Raw genomic sequence first — 17256 nt, forward strand, 5'->3', positions numbered from 1 at the left:
ACGTATGAATCTGATCCCTGCCGATCCGACACTGAGTGACACCCCGCCCACCAGGGCAAAACGGCCGGCCAAAGCGTCGGCTGTGGTCACGTCTGAGACCAGCGCAGGGGACGCCACTGTCTCCGCCCCACCTGCCCCACCCCCAGTCCCGCCTGTGATTTCCTCGTCGCCCCTGGCCACGCCTCCTGCCCTGACGGCCGGTGTCGCGTCGGTAACCCATCTCACCGAAAAACTGGCCGAATACATGTCGGCCGCCGATCTCAAAAAGGTCAAGGAAGCCTATCGCTTCTCGGACGAGATGCACCTTGGGCAATTGCGCAAGTCGGGCGAGCCGTACATCTCGCATCCGATCGCGGTGGCGGAAATCTGCGCCGACTGGAAGCTGGACGCGCAAGCCATCATGGCCGCGCTGCTGCACGATGTGATGGAAGACCAGGACGTCAAGAAGGACGAGCTGATCGAACGCTTCGGCGCGCCGGTCGCCAACCTGGTGGACGGCTTGTCGAAGCTGGAAAAAATCGAGTTCCAGAGCCAGATCGAAGCGCAGGCGGAAAACTTCCGCAAGATGCTGCTGGCCATGGCCTCGGACGTGCGCGTGATCCTGATCAAGCTGGCCGACCGCCTGCACAATATGCGCACCATGGATGTGATGAAGCCGGCCGCCAAGGCCCGTATCTCCAAAGAGACCATGGAAGTGTATGTGCCGATCGCGCACCGGCTCGGCCTGAACAACATCTACCGCGAACTGCAGGACTTGTCGTTTGCCCATTTGTTCCCGCTGCGTTATCGCGTGCTGGGCAAGGCCGTCAAGGCGGCGCGCGGCAACCGCCGCGAAGTGGTCAAGAAAATCCTGGAGTCGGTCAAGAATACGCTGTCCACGGCCAATATCGAGGCCGAAGTATATGGCCGCGAAAAGACCCTGTTCGGCATCTACAAGAAGATGCGCAACAAGCACCTGTCGTTCTCGCAGGTGCTGGACGTGTACGGCTTCCGCGTGGTGGTCGACAACTTCTCCGAATGCTATGTGGCACTGGGCACGCTGCACCAGCTGTACAAGCCGATGCCGGGCAAGTTCAAGGACTATATTGCGATTCGCAAGCTGAACGGCTACCAGTCGCTGCACACCACCTTGATCGGCCCGTATGGCACGCCGGTGGAGTTCCAGATCCGCACCCAGGAAATGCACCGCACCGCCGAATCGGGCGTGGCGGCGCACTGGCTGTACAAGAACGGCGACGCCAATATGTCGGACTTGCAGCAGCGTACCCACGCGTGGCTGCAATCGCTGCTGGACATCCAGCAGCAGACCGGCGACTCGGCCGAGTTTTTGGAACACGTCAAGGTCGATCTGTTCCCGGATTCGGTGTACGTGTTTACGCCAAAGTCCAAGATCATCGCGCTGCCGCGCGGAGCCACGCCGATCGATTTTGCCTATGCGATTCACACCGGCATTGGCGACCACACGGTGTCGGTCACCATCAACAACGAACCGGCATCGCTGCGCACCGAGCTGCGCAATGGCGACATCGTCGAGATCGTAACGGATTCGAACTCGCGTCCAAGCCCGAGCTGGCTGTCGTTCGTCCGCACCGGCAAGGCGCGTTCGGCGATCCGTCACCACCTGCGCACGATTAACCTGCCGGAATCGATCGCGCTGGGTGCGCAATTGCTGGCGCATGCGTTGACCTCGCTGGGCATCAGCCCGGATCTGGAAGACCATCTGGTCGAGAGACTGCTGAAGGAATCGAGCGCCAAGTCGCTGGATGAGTTGTATGCCGATATCGGCGTCGGCAAGCGCATGGCGGCCTTGGTGGCGCGCCATATCTTTGGTCTGCGCGGCGGCGAATCGGCCAGCGCGCCGATCGATCACAACAGCGCGGCCGAACTGGACCCGGTCACCATCTGCGGCAGCGAAGGCGTGTCGGTGCAACTGGCGCCGTGCTGCCTGCCGATTCCGGGCGATGCGATTATCGGCCAGCTGCGGCGCGATCAGGGTTTGCTGGTGCATACGTCGGATTGCACGCAGGCCAAGCGTCAGCGTGCCAAGGAGCCGGACCGCTGGATCGCCGTCAAATGGGGGACGGAACTGAACCGCCGTTTCGACAGCCGCATTAAGCTGCTGATCAACAACGAAAAAGGCATCCTGGCGCGCGTGGCGGCGGAGATCGGCGAATCGGACGCCAACATCACCTACGTCGGCATGGACGAGGACAAGGACAACGTGCTGCACCAGCTGCGCTTCACCGTGCAGGTGAAAGACCGCGTGCACCTGGCAGGCCTGCTGCGCAACGTGCGCCGCGTGGCCGGCGTCAATCGCATTCTGCGCGAACGAAACTAGACCCGCACCGCCATGCGGGGTCTGACCCCGCATGGGGTCAGACCCCTATGCGGTGAATCATACTTATCACTTACGGTTGCGGGTGGGACGTTGGTGGCTGGCGACAAACGCTGCATCGCCCAGCACCCCGCTACCATTGCCTGCTGCGCGAATCTGCTCCACCTGCATTGGGGTCAGCGCTTGCTGAAATAGCCGCAAATACGCCTGCCGACGCGCCGATGCATCCCGCCCCATCCTGTCATACACTAAATGCGGCGTCACCACCCCATCATGCCGCCCTTCCGCGTTCGACCGGTAACTGGACCACTTGTAATTGCCGGGAAACCGCACCATTCCCGCCCTTATCGGATTCAGCTCAATATACCGCTGACACGTCAACAAATATCCCTCAGTCTGCACCAGACAACTCTTGTACCGCCCATCCCAAGGCGATCCTGACGTCCCATGGCATTTATTAAAACGCTGCGCATACCGTTGCCCCACGTTCTTCATCAGCCTCGCCAGTTGTTCCACACCCTCCACGCTCAACAACAAGTGCACATGATTACTCATCAGCACATACGCATGAATTCGACACCCGGCAACAACGGCCTCCTCATGTAGCCATTGCCGGTATGCCGCAAAATCCTCATCCACAAAAAAACAACGCTGCCGATCATGCCCTCGCTGAATCACATGTAACGGAACAGCGGGCAACACAACACGAGAATGGCGTGGCATGGCTTTCCTCCCCAATATCCAGCCAAAATAGCAGGCACCGGGCAGCCATTTACTGAGGTAACACAAACTAGCGCGGCAGATCAAACGGGTCGAACCAGTAGGCTCTGTTGGACAACGGGGTTTGCGGCGACAGCAGCGGGTTCTCCAGCCGGAAAATGCGGCGTTTGCGCATGCCCACCTTGTCGATCAGCGCATCGTAAAATTGATGGAACAACTGATCGAAGCGGCCGTCGGCAATCAATAATTGCATACCATATTCCAGCCGCTGCGCAATGTGCGCCTCGTGGCCGGCGTCCATCGCATTCTGCGCGAACGAAACTAGACCCGCACCGCCAGGCGGGGTCTGACCCCGCATGGGGTCAGACCCCTATGCGGCGAATCATACTATCACTTGCGGTTGCGGGTGGGACGTTGATGGCTGGCGACAAACGCTGCATCACCCAGCCCCCCGCTGCTATTGCCTGCGGCACGAATCTGCTCCACCTGCATTGGGGTCAGCGCTTGCTGAAATAGCCGCAAATACGCCTGCCGACGCACCGGGCAGCCCTTTTGAGGTAACACACACTAGCGCGGCGGATCCAACGGGTCGAACCAGTAGGCTTTGTTGGACAACGGGGTTTGCGGCGACAGCAGCGGGTTCTCCAGCCGGAAGATGCGGCGTTTGCGCAGGCCCACCTTGTCGATCAGTGCATCGTAAAATTGATGGAACAACTGATCGAAGCGGCCGTCGGCAATCAATAATTGCATGCCGTATTCCAGCCGCTGCGCCAGGCGCCGCTGTTCGGCGCCGCCCAGGAAGAAGTAGCGCGGCGACGGCACGTACAGCGCAAAGCTGCGCTCCAGCGCCAGTGTCGGGAAGCCCGGCATATACGCCGCCTGTTCATACACCGCTTCATCTATCGCGCGCGGAAAGTGCTGGAAGCGCCCCGCCGCCAGCATGCCGTGCAAGCCGGCCGAGGTACTGCCCTCCACCACATGGAATCCGGCCTGCTTGTAGGTGATGGTCAGGCTCCACTGGCGGCCGGCGCCGAGCGACAGCGCTTTCAACTGCTCGACATTGCGCACCGCGCTGAACAAGTCCTGGTTGCGACCGTCGATCAGCGAGATGCGGTAGCAGGAGATCCCCTTGTCGAGCGGAATCCGAATCGGGGTCAGCTTTTGCTCCCACTCCAGCGACGTCACCTGTCCGCTCAGGTTGACCAGCTCGCCCTTGATCATTTCCTGCATCAGCCGGTCGCGCTCCATGCGCAGCTGCGCTATTTTCAGTTCGTATGGCCCGTATTTGGGCCGCGACGCGTCCAGCGCCGCTTGCAGCAGATGCACGATGTGGCTGTCGCTGTACTGCGATTTGCTGGAATTCATGTCGATGGTATAGACATCGACCGCACACGCCACGCCCTGCCAGCCGGCCAGCGCCAGCAGGCACAGCCACTTCCCGAACTTAGTCAGCGACCGGCGCAGGATAGCGTACCTCCAGGATGTCCAGTTCTTCGACGCCATGCGGCGCCTGGAAGGTGATGGTGTCGCCTTCGCGCGCCTTGGTCAGCGCGCGCGCCACCGGCGCCACCCAGCTGATCTTGCCGTTCAGCGGGTCCAGCTCGTCGATGCCGACGATCGTGATGGTGCGTTCCTCGCCGCTCTGGTTGCTGTAGGTCACTGTGGCGCCAAAGAATACTTGATCACTGCCAAAATGCGCGCTGGGATCGACGATCGCGGCCGAATCCAGCCGCTTGGTCAGGAAACGGATGCGGCGGTCGATCTCGCGCAGCCGGCGTTTGCCGTAGATGTAATCGCCATTTTCCGAGCGGTCGCCGTTGGAGGCGGCCCAGTGGACGATTTTCACCACTTCCGGCCGGTCGACGTCGATCAATTGCAGCAACTCTTCCTTGATGCGCTGGTAGCCCTCGGGCGGATGTAGTTTTTCGAGCCAGCCGGGATCGCCAACGCCAGCGCTGCGGCTTCGTCGTCATCGTCCTGGTCGCTCTCTTTGACAAAGGCTTTATTCATACGGGCTATTGTAACGGCTTTCACGTATCATGCTGTCGAAGGAACAACCATGAGAACACTGCACCGCTACCGTCGCTGGCTGTTTGCGCCGCTGGTTTATCTGGCGGCGCTGTTGCTATTGCTGGAAGACTGGCTGTGGAACCTCGGCGCGCGGGTGATGAACCGGCTGGCCCAGTGGCCGCCGCTGCACCGGCTGGAAGCGTGGATTTGCCGCCTCGGCCCGAAGGCGGCGCTGGTGCTGTTCGTGCTGCCGGCCACGCTGCTGTTCCCGGTCAAGCTGCTGGCGCTGTGGGCCATGGCCAACGGCCACCCGCTGACCGGCGTGACGGTGATCGTGCTGGCCAAGCTGGGCGGCGCGGCCGCGGTGGCGCGGCTGTATCTGCTGACGCGGCCGGTCTTGATGACCATCGTCTGGTTCGCCGCGCTGCTGGGCTGGTTCCTGGCGCTGAAGGAACGCTGGATCGAACGGCTGCGCGCCACCCGCGCCTGGCGCAAGGTCGAAGCGTTGCGCCACGCCTTCCACCACTGGCGCCAGCACGTCGCGCCGCGGCCCGGCAGCTGGCTGGCGCGCTTCCGCCGTCTGCTGAAGCGCTTCCGCCGCCGCTGGGACACGCGCTAGAATGGCGGTCACATGAGCGCAACCGTCCCCTCCCTTCACGATCCCCTGGCCCTGGCGGCGGAACTGGAACAGGTGCGCGCGCGCTTTGCCGCGATCGTCTCCAACACGCCCGGGCTGGTGTACCAGTTTGTGCTGCACGCCGACGGCCAGGTCAGCTTCCCCTACCTGAGCGACGGCTGCCAGGCGCTGCTGGGGCTGACCACGGCCGAACTGCACGCCACGCCGCAGCGCTTTCTCGAACTGATTTTGCCGGATGACCGCCCGTCCTACCTGGACGCCATGCGCGCCTCGGCGGCGGCGCAGTGGAGCTGGAACTGGGAAGGCCGCATCTGGGTCGACGCCTGGAAGGACATCAAGTGGATCAATCTGCGCAGCACGCCCCACGCGCTGGGCGACGGCGCGGTGCGCTGGGACGGCATCATGACGAATATCACCGACAGCAAGCTGGAGCAAATGGAAGTGCGCCACTCACGCGCCCGCCTGGCCGAGCTGAGCGCGCATACCGACCGCGTCAAGGAACAGGAACGCACCCGCATCGCCCGCGAAATCCACGATGAGCTGGGCGGCAACCTGACCGCGATCAAGATGGCGGTGGCGATGCTGGCGGCGCGGCTGGAGCACAGCGCGGCCGAGCCGGCGCTGCGCGAGAAGACCGACTATGTCGACCTGCTGGTCGACCGCACCATCGAGGCGATCCACCGCATTTCACTGGACCTGCGGCCGCCGCTGCTGGACCTGGGACTGGTGGCGGCGCTGGAATGGCAAACCAAGGAATTCGACAAGCAGACCGGCATCCACGCCAGTTTCAGCGCCAACCAGCGCGACATCGGCCTCGACACCGACCAGGCCACCGCCCTGTTCCGCATCGCCCAGGAGGCGCTGACCAACGTCGCCAAGCATGCGCACGCAACCAGGGTCAGCGTCAAACTGGTCAAGCAGCGCTACCACGTGACCCTGAAAATCAGCGACAACGGCACCGGCATCGCCCACGCCGACCGCAGCAAACCGGCCTCGTTCGGCCTGCGCGGCATGGCCGAACGCGCCCGCGCGCTGGGCGGCACCCTGACCCTGAGCCACGCCAGCGGCGGCGGCACGGTGGTCGCGATCAAGATCAAGCAAGAAATTAAGCCGGACACTGCACAGGATAGCCTCCTGCAGCTCACTGCGGGCGCTACAATAGCGGAAGAAAACATTTCTTCCGCGAAATAATGTGTCGTCACGAACACACGACAGGAAACACAGGGTAAAAGAGAGTTCATGACAGAAAAAGCCATCATCAAGGTCTTCATCGCCGATGATCACGCCATTGTGCGCGAAGGCTTGAAGCAAATCCTGGCCGAAACGCGCGACATCGTGGTGGCCGGCGAGGCGGAAAACGGCCTGGACGCCATCAAGCTGTTCCGCAAATCCGAATGCCAGGTGCTGTTGCTGGACATTTCGTTGCCAGATCGCAACGGCATCGAGGTGCTCAAGCAGATCAAGAAGGAAAAACCGGAACTGGCCGTGCTGATGCTGTCGATGCATCGCGAAGATCAGTACGCGATTCGCGCGCTGAAGGCCGGCGCGTCCGGCTACCTGACCAAACAGAGCGCGCCGAAGGAGCTGGTGACGGCGATCCGCCAGGTCGGCGGCGGTCTGAAGTACATCAGTGCGGCGCTGGCGCAGGAACTGGCCAACCACGTCGGCGACGACCACGAGGCGCCGCTGCACGAGAGCCTGTCCGACCGCGAATACCAGACCCTGACCATGATCGCCTCCGGCAAGACGGTCGGCGTGATCGCCAAGGAACTGTCGCTGTCGGTCAAGACGGTCAGCGAGTACCGGGCCCGCCTGCTGGTCAAGATGAAACTGAAAAACAGCGCCGAATTGACGCATTACGCCATTAAAAATCAACTCATTGAATAAGCCAGAGTAAGATAACAACTCCTGCGCAACGATCGCATCACGCCAACGTTGCCGAAAGGAAAATGGTTAATGCTTTGATGAAAGCCACCTTCCCGCCCTTTATTCGGGCAATGCCGGCTGGGCAGCGCGCTTATCATTGCTGTAATTGGTAATCCATACAGAGGTACGCGCGTCATTATGTCCAGCAAACCCACTACGCCCGAGCAGAATCCGGCCGATATCGCACGCGAGGCGTTCCGTCGCCTGGCGGTGCGCCGCATCGCCCCGACCCCGGAAGCCTATCGCGAGATTTATAACGAAATTGCCGGCATCGCGCCTGAGCCGGCCCCGGCTACCGCTGCGCCACTGGGCAGCGCCGATCCCGGACCGGAATCGGTGCTGAGCCAGTTTGCCACCCGCATGACCGAAGGCGCCGGCGAACTGGGCGAGTATGGCCGCCGCTTCAACCGCGCCGTCAAGACGCGCGACTGGGAAGGCTATGCGCGCGCCTTGTCGCAACTGGTCGAAAAACACTTTGTCAGCCCGAAAAAAGGCATCGAAGTGGCCGGCATCGGCGGTGAGGAAAGCGAACAGTCGCGCAGCCTGCGCGACCTGCTGGCGCGCACCCTGACCTTTGCCGTGGCGTCGCTGCTGGCCGGGGCGCCGGTGCTGGCGGCCGAGGCCGAATCGCTGGGCAACGCCACCAAGAGCGCCCACAGCGAGGAAGCGCTGGCCGAGATCGCCGTGCGGCTGAAACAGTTGTGCTACCAGATCGAAGTGCGCGGCGGCGACAGCGGCGAACAGCAGGAGCTGCTACTGCGCCTGTTCCGCCTGCTGCTGGAAAACGTCAGCGAGCTGCTGGACGACGACAGCTGGCTGCGCGGCCAGATCGAGGCGGTGCAGAACCTGATCGCCGGCCCGCTGGACGTGCGCGCGCTGGAGGAAGCCACCCGCAGCCTGAAGGAAGTCATCTATAAACAGGGGCAGCTCAAGCACAGCCTGTCGGACGTCAAGCTCACCGTCAAGAATATGATGATGACCTTTATCGACCGGCTCGGCCAGGTGGCCGCGTCGACCGGCGACTTCCACGAAAAAATCGGCGGCTATTCCGACAAGATCAGCAAGGCCGACAATATCGCCGAACTCAACAGCATCCTCGACGAGGTGCTGAAGGAAACCCGGCTGGTCCAGAGCGAGGCGCTGAAAGCGCGCGACAAGATGATGCTGGCCAAGCAGGAAGTGCAAGATGCCGAAGCGCGCATCCACTCGCTGGAAGCCAAGCTGCAGCATTTGAGCGAACTGGTGCGCGAAGACCAGCTGACCGGCAGCCTCAACCGTCGTGGCCTGGACGATGTGTTCGAGCGCGAGACCGCCCGCTCCGACCGCCGCGGCACGCCGCTGTGCATCGCCGTGCTGGACCTGGACGATTTCAAGAAGCTCAACGACACCTACGGCCACATCGCCGGCGACGCCGCGCTGAAGCACCTGGTCAAGATCGTCAAGGACACGCTGCGCTCGATGGACGTGATCGCCCGCTTCGGCGGCGAGGAATTCCTGATCCTGATGCCGGAGACCTCGGTCGAGGCGGCAGCATCGACGATGACCCGGCTGCAGCGCGAGCTGACCAAACATTTCTTCCTGCACGATAACGAGAAAGTGCTGATCACTTTCTCGGCCGGAGTGGCGCTGCGCCGTCCCAACGAAGAGCAGACCGAGCTGGTCAAACGGGCCGACAAGGCCATGTACACCGCCAAGCAAACCGGCAAAAACCGGGTGGTCGTTGCCGAATAAATAAGTTTCTCAGCTCCAACAACGTGCCCGGACCCTGCGCCGGGCATTTTTTTTGCCCGAAATAAATTTTTTTTCGCCCTCAAGTTTCGTTTTCCGGCGTCGTTTAGACGCTTAGGCGGGACGAACTTGAGGCCTGATCGTAAAAATTTACCTGCTTTTTGTGCCTAAACTTTCCATACGGGAACCCGTTACCAGCAATAACTGCGGTGTGATTGTCTCGAAACAAGGAGACACACCAAAGGGAACTGAGGCACCCAGCCCACAATATGTAATACCAGTTTTGGAGAAATACCATGGCACAAGTCATTAATACCAACGTCGCATCGCTGAACTCGCAACGCAACCTGTCGTCCTCGCAAGCTAGCCTGCAGACCTCGCTGCAACGTCTGTCGTCGGGTCTGCGCATCAACAGCGCCAAGGACGACGCTGCCGGTCTGGCCATTTCCGACCGCTTCAGCGCGCAGATTCGCGGTAATACCACGGCTGCACGTAACGCCAACGACGGTATCTCGCTGGCGCAAACGGCCGAGGGTGGCTTGAGCACCGCCGGCGACCTGCTGCAGCGTATCCGTGAGCTGGCCGTGCAGTCGGCCAACGGCACCAACTCGGCATCGGACCGTCAATCGATCCAGGGCGAGGTCGCCTCGTTGTCGCAAGAGCTGGACCGCGTTGCCAACACCACCCAGTTCAACGGCCAGAACGTGCTGGACGGTTCGCTGACCTCGGCCCAGTTCCAGGTCGGCGCCAACTCGGGTCAGACCATCAACGTCGGCATCCTGTCGGCCAAAGCGACCGATATCGGCAACAACACCCTGCAAGCCGACTACGGCGACGCTGCCACCACCGGCGCCGCTGACGCCGCAGTGGCCGGCACGGTCAACAATATCAAGGGCACCCAGACGCTGAATATCACGTCGGGCAACGGCATCTCCACCACCGTCAACATCGCCAATGACGGCGACAGCGCCAAAAAGGTCGCTGCCAACGTCAACGCCCTGAGCGGCAAAAGCGGCGTGACCGCCACCGCCACCACCAGCGCCACGCTGGCCGGCGTCGGCAACGGTTCGGTACAGTTCAAGCTGCGCGGCGACAACTCGACTGAAGCTGATCCAAACTCGGCCGCTGTAACCATCTCGGCCCAGGTGAAGAACAACGACCTGTCGTCGCTGGCCCAGGCCATCAACGCCCAGTCCGGCACCACCGGCATCACGGCAGCAATCGAACTCGATTCCAGCGGCGCCAAACAGCTGAAGATGACCAATGCCTCCGGCTCCGACATCCAGCTGGAGAACGTCAACACCGCGCCAGCGGCCGGCACCACCGATGCCCTGGCAGCCGCCAACCTGCTGGGCACCGACAAGCCTGGTTCGGGTGCGGCTGGCACCGGCGCCGCCACCGGCGCGCCGATCCCTGTCACGGCCGGCCTCAGCGCCACCGTCGGCGGCCACCTGAGCTTCTCGTCGGACAGCGGTTTCACCATCACCGACAGCGGTTCCGGCATCCTGACCGGCACCGCCGGTTCGGACCTGCAATCGGTCGCCAAGATCGACGTCAGCACCGTGGATGGCGCCAACGCGGCGATGAAAACCATCGACTCGGCCCTGGCCCAGGTGGACAGCAACCGTGCAGCACTGGGTGCGATCCAGAATCGTTTCACGTCGACCATCTCGAACCTGAACACGACCACGGAAAACTTGACCGCGTCGCGTAGCCGGATTCAAGATACCGACTTTGCAGCAGAAACGGCCAACCTGACCCGCGGCCAGATCCTGCAACAAGCTGGTACCGCGATGCTGGCGCAAGCCAACTCGCTGCCGAACGGCGTGCTGTCCCTGCTGCGTTAAAATCCGGAGCAGCGGTGACCGGCTAACGGTCACGCTGATCGGGGTCCCCGGCTGATTTATTCAGCCGGGGATTTTTCACAAAGGAACAATCATGACTATCGACACGATAGGCTCCGCCAGCACGGCGCGCCCCACCGACCGCGCGGTCGGCGGCGACGCCACGCCGGCCAGCGGCGCTGCGCGCGCCCCGGCCGCCCCCGTCGAGACTGCCAACGCGGTCAAGGCCGCCGAAGCCTTGCCGAGCGAACAGCAAGTCAGCGATGCGCTGTCCAAGTTGAACAAGACGCCGCAGGCACAAGCCAACAACCTCGAGTTTTCGGTCGACCAGGACACCAAGCGCACGGTGGTCAAGGTGATCGACCAGAACACCAAAGAAGTGGTGCGCCAGTTTCCGACCAAGGAAGCACTGGCGATCGCCAAGGCGCTCGACGAAGAAAGCAAAGGCAGTCCCGGTCTGTTGATCGACCAGACCGCCTGAAACGGCGCGCACCACCTGGTGCGCGCCGTTTTTTTCTCATCTGTGGCATCCTGTTCCGGGAGCGCCTGCCTGCGGGGTGATCCGCCCTCCGCACTGGGTTTTTACCCGCTTTCACAGCTTGCGCCAAACAAGCCGGTATTTCCCCCTCTCAAGTCCGGTTTGATTCTGCCGATATCAGCTTATATTATTGCTTTACTTAGGAGCGCATCGTGGGCATTTCATCACCCGGCATTGGTTCAGGCCTTGACGTCAACACCATCGTCAGCAAACTGATGGCCGTGGAGTCGGCGCCACTGACCGACTTCGACAAGAAGACCGCCAGCTTCCAGGCGCAGGTTTCGGCGTTTGGCGCCATGTCCAGTGCGCTCGGCAATTTCCAGAGCACGCTGACCAGCCTCAGTTCGATCGCCAGCTTCCAGGCCCTAACCACCACGCCGGGCGACGCGACGGTGGTCACGGCCACCACCACCAGCAGCGCCCAGGCCGGCAATTACCGGGTCAACATCAGCCAGCTGGCGCAGGCGCAGACGCTGGCGTCGGGCGGCTACAAGAGCAGCACGGCCACCCTCGGCACGGGCGCCAAGACCACCATTAGTTTCGCGCTCGGCACGGTGAGCAACAGCGAATTCGGCATCGCCGGCACGGCGCTGGCCAACAGCATGCGCACCAGTGGCCTGACGGCCGGCTCGGTCAGCATCAACGGCACCACCATCACCACCAACAACACCACCCGCAGCGCGCGCGCGCTGGCCGACGCCATCAACGACAAGACCACCACCACCGGGTCTCGGCCAAGGCCTCGCCGGCGCTCACCGACAAGGCGCTGTTCAGCACCTTTGGCGACATCGACACCAGCACCGGCGGCAGCTATACGCTGTCGGTTGGCGGCGTCGACATCGCGGTGCAGGGCGCCAATGTGGCCGGCGGCGCCGGCGTCACCGCCGCCTCGCTGGACGCTGCGCTGAGCGGCGACACCGCCATCTCGCGCGCCCTGGCCGACGCCAACATCACCGTCACCGGCACCGCTGCCGGCGGCGACCTACAGTTCAGCAACGCCGACGGCAGCAACGTGGCGCTGACCGAAACCGTCACCGGGAATGTGACCGGCGGCATCGGCAACACCGCCGGCACCGCCAACATCGGTTCCAGCGTCACCGCGGTCGGCACCATCACGCTGGTGTCGGCCGACGGCAGCCCGATCACCGTGGGCGGCAGCAACCCGGCTGCGGCCGGCCTGACGGCCGGTGTCGGCGGCAACTATCTGAGCGCCGACTTCAGCGCCGATTCCACCCGCACCGCCGGCAACATCGTCATCGACAGTACCAACAACACGCTGCAGGGCATCATGGATGCCATCAACAAGGGCAACTTTGGCGTCACCGCGTCGATCGTCTCGGACGGCAGCACCGGCACCGGCGCCACGCCGAATCACCTGGTGCTGACCTCCAGCTCCACCGGCGCCAACTCGACCATGAAGATCACGCTGGCCGGTTCCGGCGGCGACCCGGCCGACCCCGACCTGGTCAAGCTGCTGGGCTACGATCCGGGCGGCGACCAGAACCTGAGCCAGAAGGCGGCCGCCGCCGATACCCTGGCCACCGTCAATGGCATCGCCGTCACCAGCAGCGGCACCAGCATCACCGGCGCCGTCACCGGCGTCACCTTCAACGCGCTCAAGATCGGCAGCACCAGCGTCACAGTGGCCAAGGACTCGTCCACCCTGACCAATTCGGTCAACTCCTTCGTCAAGGCCTACAACGACCTCAACACGCAGCTGGCCGCGCTCGGTTCCTACGACCCCGACACCAAGGCCGCCGGCCCGCTGCTGGGCGACAGCACGCTGCGCAACCTGTCGTCGTCGGTGCGCGCCACGCTCAGCAGTGCGATCGCCGGCCTGCAGAGCACCAGCCTGACCAGTCTGTCGCAGATCGGCGTGTCATTCCAGAAGGACGGCTCGCTGGCGGTCGACAACGCCAAGTTGCAAAAGGCCATCACCAACAATTTCAACGACATCGCCGGCCTGTTTGCGGCGGTGGGCCGCTCGTCCGACCCGGACATCACGTTCAGTAGTTCGTCGACCAAGACGCAGGCCGGTAGCTACGGCATCAACATCACCCAGCTGGCCACCCAGGGCACGCTGCAGGGCAATGTGCCGCTGCCGGCCGAGACCACCATCGACCAGGACACCACCTGGACCGTGACGCTGGACGACACCACGCCGCCAACGCTGGCCAACACCGCCACCATCACGCTGCCAGCCGGCACCTACAATCCGAGCCAGCTGGCGACGCTGCTGCAATCCAGCATCAACGGCGTCAGCGCGTTTTCCAATGCCGGCGCGGCGGTCACCGCCACGCTGGGCGACGACGGCTCGCTGAAGCTGCAGTCGGCCTCCTACGGCGCCGCGTCCAACCTGAAGATCACCACCGCCACGGGCACCGATGTCTCGGCCGTGTTCGGCACTGGCAGCGCGGTCGACGGTCTCGATGTGGTCGGCACCATCGGCGGTTACAGCGCCACCGGCAAGGGCCAGGTGCTGACCGGGTCGCCCGGCGGCCCGGTCGACGGCCTGAAGCTGACGGTCAAGGGCGACACCCTGGGCGCGCGCGGCACCTTCGGCTTCTCGCAGGGCTATGCCTACATGCTCAACACGCTGGCGGCCGGCTACCTCGGCAGCAGCGGCACGATTGCCAGCCGCACCAAGGGGCTGAATGCGTCGGTAACCGACATCGCCACCCAGCGCGCCAGCTTTGCCGACCGCCTGACCGATATCGAAAAACGCTACCGCACGCAATATTCGGCGCTCGACACCACCATCGCCAGCATGAACAGCACCCAGCAGTTCCTGACCCAACAGCTGGCGCAACTGGCCGCCAACAGCTAAGCACGACCGCACTGAAAAGGAGTAATACGTATGTTCGGATCTCGACAAACTGGCGTCAACGCCTATGCCAAAATCGGCATGGAAACCGGTGTCCTGGCCGCCAGCCCCCACAAGCTGATCGTGATGTTGTTCGACGGCGCGTTGACCGCGCTCAACGATGCGGCGGCCGGGATCAAAAACAGCGACATCGGCCAGAAAGGCAAATCGCTGTCGAAGGCGATCATGATCATCGACAGCGGCCTGCGCGCCGCGCTCGACAAGAAAGCCGGTGGCGACATCGCCGAAAGTCTGGATGCGCTGTACGAATACATGAGCAACCGGCTGCTGGCCGCCAACGTCAATAGCGACCTCGGCATGGTCGAGGAAGTGCAGCGCCTGCTGATCGAGTTGCGCGACGCCTGGAACGCCATCGCCGACACCCCTGCCGCAAGCGGCATCCCCCAACCTAACCTCGCGAGCGCCTGATTTATGATGACGATTCAAGACGTGCTATCCGTGTACGCCGCCATGGCCGACCTGACCGAACAAATGGTGCAGGCCGCCACGCGCAGCGACTGGGATGCCCTGGTCCTGCTGGAACAGCGCTGCGCCGCCCATGCGCAAGCGCTGCGCGAACAGGAAACGCTGCAACCGATGCGCGGCGCCGACCGTGAGCGCAAGATCGAACTCATCCGCCAGATGCTGAACGCCGACCGCCAGATCCGCGACCTGACCATGCCGTGGATGGCCCAGTTGTCCAAGCTGATCAACTCCACCGGCACGGAACGGCGCGTCGTCAACGCCTACGGTAGCGTTTAACGCCGGCGCGCGCCATGTTGCCGCGCCTGGACGCCGCTCTCCCGCCGGTTACACCGGCTGACGGCGCTGGCGGCGGCGCGGCGGTTGGCGACAGCCGCCAGGCCGCGTTCCAGCGCGCGCTGCAAGGCCTCGTTGGACAGACCGTCAGCGCCGAGGTCGTGTCCAAGATGAAGGACGGCAGCTACCTGGTCAAGGTGGCCGACAACACCGTGCGCATGGCGCTGCCGGGCGACACCCAGATCGGCAGCAATGTGTCGCTGACCGTGCTCAGCGCCCAGCCCCGTCCCACCTTCCAGCTCGGTAACACCACGCCGGGCGCCACGCCGACTCTGGTCACTGCCGAGGGCAGCGTCCCTGACGGCGGCGAACCGGCCGCCACCCTGCCCTCGCAAGGCGCGGCCGTGTATGTGCCCGGTGGCGGCAAGCCAGCCAGCGGCGCGGCGCCAGGCCAGCCCGCGCTGCCGGGTGGCGCGACCAACGCCGGGCAAGCCGCCGGCGCGGCGCCGCAAGGCGACGCCGACGCCATTCCCGGCCAAGCCAGACCCGGCGCCGCCAATACGCCCGCCACCGCCACGCCCGCCCGTCCCGGCCTGCCAGCCGGCGCCGCCGACCTGCCCGCTGCGGCGCTGCCGCAGGCCGGCCGCCCCGTCGTGACTGGCGGCGCCACGCCCAATCCGGCCGCCGCGCTGGCGACGCCGGGCCAGGCCCCGGTCCTGACACAGGCCCAGGCCGGCGCTGCATTGGCGGCCGGCACGGCTGGCGGCGCCGCCCCGGCCGACGGCGTCAAACCGCAAAGCCTGGCCGCCACACTGCTGGGCAAGGCGCCGCTGACGCCATCCAGCGAACTGCCCGACCTGAACGCCAGCACGCCGCAGCCGACGCTGAGCAGCGCCGCCCGCGCGCTGACCACGCTGCTCAGCACCGCCCAGGCCGGCCAGACGGGACAACTGGCCCTGATCGGCAAGACCGCGCTGTTCGGCAACGCCGCGCCGGACACCGCCGACCTGGCGCAAAAGCTACAGGACAGCATCTCCAAAAGCGGCCTGTTCTACGAATCGCATGTGGCCGAATGGGTCAAGGGCGACCGTCCGCTGGCCGACCTGATGCGCGAGCCGCAAATGCAACGCCTGATGCAGCAAGGCGCCGAAACCGCGCGCGCCGCCACCAACGGTCCCGACCTGAGCGCCGCGCAGATGGTCAATCAGCAGTTGCACACCCAGGAGCAGAACCGCGTGCTGTGGAACGGCCAGGCCTGGCCGGGCCAGCAAATGCAATGGGAAGTGCAGCGCGACCAGCGCGAAGGCGGTCGCGGCGGCGAGGCCGACGAACAGGCCGAGCCGATCTGGCGCAGTGGCGTGCGTTTTCGCCTGCCGCTGCTGGGCGCGGTGTCGGCGGCGGTGACGCTGATCGGCGACCAGGTCCACATTCAGGTCCAGACCGCCAGCGACGGCAGCGCCACCACGCTGCGCGCCTGGTCCGGCCAGCTGGAAAGCGCCATGGCGGCGGCCGGCGCCCAGTTATCGTCGCTGAGCATCAGCCAGGAGGACGGCGATGCCGGATGAAACCGCCCGCAAGCCGCTGCAACAGGCGGTGGCGCTGGCCTACGACACCGGCCAGCCGGCCCCCAAAGTGGTGGCCAAGGGCCGTGGCCTGATCGCCGAGCAGATCATCCACGTCGCCCAGGAAGCCGGAGTGGCTATCCACGAATCCAAGGAGCTTGTCTCGCTGCTCATGGATATTGATCTTGATCAACAGATTCCGCCCATGTTGTATCGGACGATTGCGGAACTATTAGCGTGGCTATATCATATTGAAGCAGCGCAAAAGTCTGGTACGCCACTGCCGCCGGCGCCGGACACCAGCATCCCATTGACCGAAATTTGACTCGACTGG

Annotated in this window: 16 protein-coding genes and 1 pseudogene; 13 read left to right on the top strand and 4 right to left on the bottom strand. The window is 63.8% G+C overall.

The window, feature by feature from the left end; all coding sequences use genetic code 11:
* The first annotated feature begins 4 nt into the window (after positions 1-4).
* Positions 5-2338 carry a RelA/SpoT family protein gene (locus HH213_RS04135; RefSeq protein WP_110844706.1) on the top strand — a complete coding sequence of 778 codons (2334 nt, stop codon included), beginning with the start codon at positions 5-7 and terminating at the stop codon, positions 2336-2338.
* 66 nt (positions 2339-2404) lie between these two features.
* Here HH213_RS04135 and HH213_RS04140 read toward each other — a convergent pair whose 3' ends face one another.
* From HH213_RS04140 to greB, 4 genes and pseudogenes are all read right to left on the bottom strand, one after another.
* Entirely contained in the window at positions 2405-3058 is a 654-nt protein-coding gene (locus HH213_RS04140) for a transposase (protein WP_169110967.1), read from the bottom strand.
* 67 nt (positions 3059-3125) lie between these two features.
* On the bottom strand, positions 3126-3413 hold the full coding sequence (locus HH213_RS04145; RefSeq protein ID WP_229263286.1) for a hypothetical protein: 288 nt from the start codon (positions 3411-3413) through the stop codon (positions 3126-3128).
* A gap of 209 nt (positions 3414-3622) precedes the next feature.
* Entirely contained in the window at positions 3623-4558 is a 936-nt protein-coding gene (locus tag HH213_RS04150; protein WP_229263287.1) for a hypothetical protein, read from the bottom strand.
* Positions 4500-5065 (bottom strand): annotated as a pseudogene (greB, locus tag HH213_RS04155) (transcription elongation factor GreB). Before greB ends, HH213_RS04150 begins: the two are co-directional and overlap by 59 nt.
* A gap of 49 nt (positions 5066-5114) precedes the next feature.
* On the opposite strand from greB, the gene HH213_RS04160 reads away from it, so the two are divergent.
* From HH213_RS04160 to HH213_RS04210, 12 genes are all read left to right on the top strand, one after another.
* On the top strand, positions 5115-5684 hold the full coding sequence (locus HH213_RS04160) for a hypothetical protein (RefSeq protein ID WP_169110969.1): 570 nt from the start codon (positions 5115-5117) through the stop codon (positions 5682-5684).
* A 12-nt stretch (positions 5685-5696) separates the two neighbouring features.
* Positions 5697-6893 carry a sensor histidine kinase gene (locus HH213_RS04165; protein ID WP_169110971.1) on the top strand — a complete coding sequence of 399 codons (1197 nt, stop codon included), beginning with the start codon at positions 5697-5699 and terminating at the stop codon, positions 6891-6893.
* Positions 6894-6941: 48 nt separating this feature from the next.
* Entirely contained in the window at positions 6942-7589 is a 648-nt protein-coding gene (locus HH213_RS04170) for a response regulator (protein WP_169110973.1), read from the top strand.
* Positions 7590-7766: 177 nt separating this feature from the next.
* Complete coding sequence (locus HH213_RS04175; RefSeq protein WP_169110975.1) at positions 7767-9359, top strand: GGDEF domain-containing protein; 1593 nt, start codon at positions 7767-7769, stop codon at positions 9357-9359.
* Positions 9360-9652: 293 nt separating this feature from the next.
* Entirely contained in the window at positions 9653-11203 is a 1551-nt protein-coding gene (locus HH213_RS30510; RefSeq protein ID WP_110844712.1) for a flagellin N-terminal helical domain-containing protein, read from the top strand.
* Positions 11204-11294: 91 nt separating this feature from the next.
* On the top strand, positions 11295-11681 hold the full coding sequence (locus HH213_RS04185; protein ID WP_169110977.1) for a flagellar protein FlaG: 387 nt from the start codon (positions 11295-11297) through the stop codon (positions 11679-11681).
* 209 nt (positions 11682-11890) lie between these two features.
* The gene (locus HH213_RS30015) at positions 11891-12646 is read left to right on the top strand and encodes a flagellar cap protein FliD N-terminal domain-containing protein (RefSeq protein WP_229263288.1); all 756 of its coding nucleotides are present in this window, start codon (positions 11891-11893) and stop codon (positions 12644-12646) included.
* On the top strand, positions 12583-14565 hold the full coding sequence (fliD, locus tag HH213_RS04190) for a flagellar filament capping protein FliD (RefSeq protein ID WP_229263290.1): 1983 nt from the start codon (positions 12583-12585) through the stop codon (positions 14563-14565). The genes HH213_RS30015 and fliD overlap by 64 nt, the downstream gene beginning before the upstream one ends.
* Before the next feature lie 30 nt (positions 14566-14595).
* On the top strand, positions 14596-15030 hold the full coding sequence (gene fliS, locus HH213_RS04195) for a flagellar export chaperone FliS (RefSeq protein ID WP_110844715.1): 435 nt from the start codon (positions 14596-14598) through the stop codon (positions 15028-15030).
* A gap of 3 nt (positions 15031-15033) precedes the next feature.
* Positions 15034-15363 carry a flagellar protein FliT gene (locus HH213_RS04200; protein ID WP_110844716.1) on the top strand — a complete coding sequence of 110 codons (330 nt, stop codon included), beginning with the start codon at positions 15034-15036 and terminating at the stop codon, positions 15361-15363.
* Positions 15364-15377: 14 nt separating this feature from the next.
* Positions 15378-16925 carry a flagellar hook-length control protein FliK gene (gene fliK, locus HH213_RS30515; RefSeq protein ID WP_169110979.1) on the top strand — a complete coding sequence of 516 codons (1548 nt, stop codon included), beginning with the start codon at positions 15378-15380 and terminating at the stop codon, positions 16923-16925.
* Complete coding sequence (locus HH213_RS04210; RefSeq protein WP_169110981.1) at positions 16915-17247, top strand: EscU/YscU/HrcU family type III secretion system export apparatus switch protein; 333 nt, start codon at positions 16915-16917, stop codon at positions 17245-17247. The genes fliK and HH213_RS04210 overlap by 11 nt, the downstream gene beginning before the upstream one ends.
* Positions 17248-17256 lie beyond the last annotated feature (9 nt).

This window comes from Duganella dendranthematis, assembly GCF_012849375.1.
GTDB lineage: Bacteria > Pseudomonadota > Gammaproteobacteria > Burkholderiales > Burkholderiaceae_D > Rugamonas > Rugamonas dendranthematis.

Excerpts from the sequence above, each read along its gene's own strand:
- HH213_RS04135 (WP_110844706.1), top strand. The coding sequence starts at position 5 with ATGAATCTGATCCCTGCCGATCCGACACTGAGTGACACCCCGCCCACC.
- HH213_RS04140 (WP_169110967.1), bottom strand. The coding sequence starts at position 3,058 with ATGCCACGCCATTCTCGTGTTGTGTTGCCCGCTGTTCCGTTACATGTG.
- HH213_RS04145 (WP_229263286.1), bottom strand. The coding sequence starts at position 3,413 with ATGCGGGGTCAGACCCCGCCTGGCGGTGCGGGTCTAGTTTCGTTCGCG.
- HH213_RS04150 (WP_229263287.1), bottom strand. The coding sequence starts at position 4,558 with ATGGCGTCGAAGAACTGGACATCCTGGAGGTACGCTATCCTGCGCCGG.
- HH213_RS04160 (WP_169110969.1), top strand. The coding sequence starts at position 5,115 with ATGAGAACACTGCACCGCTACCGTCGCTGGCTGTTTGCGCCGCTGGTT.
- HH213_RS04165 (WP_169110971.1), top strand. The coding sequence starts at position 5,697 with ATGAGCGCAACCGTCCCCTCCCTTCACGATCCCCTGGCCCTGGCGGCG.
- HH213_RS04170 (WP_169110973.1), top strand. The coding sequence starts at position 6,942 with ATGACAGAAAAAGCCATCATCAAGGTCTTCATCGCCGATGATCACGCC.
- HH213_RS04175 (WP_169110975.1), top strand. The coding sequence starts at position 7,767 with ATGTCCAGCAAACCCACTACGCCCGAGCAGAATCCGGCCGATATCGCA.
- HH213_RS30510 (WP_110844712.1), top strand. The coding sequence starts at position 9,653 with ATGGCACAAGTCATTAATACCAACGTCGCATCGCTGAACTCGCAACGC.
- HH213_RS04185 (WP_169110977.1), top strand. The coding sequence starts at position 11,295 with ATGACTATCGACACGATAGGCTCCGCCAGCACGGCGCGCCCCACCGAC.
- fliS (WP_110844715.1), top strand. The coding sequence starts at position 14,596 with ATGTTCGGATCTCGACAAACTGGCGTCAACGCCTATGCCAAAATCGGC.
- HH213_RS04200 (WP_110844716.1), top strand. The coding sequence starts at position 15,034 with ATGATGACGATTCAAGACGTGCTATCCGTGTACGCCGCCATGGCCGAC.
- fliK (WP_169110979.1), top strand. The coding sequence starts at position 15,378 with ATGTTGCCGCGCCTGGACGCCGCTCTCCCGCCGGTTACACCGGCTGAC.
- HH213_RS04210 (WP_169110981.1), top strand. The coding sequence starts at position 16,915 with ATGCCGGATGAAACCGCCCGCAAGCCGCTGCAACAGGCGGTGGCGCTG.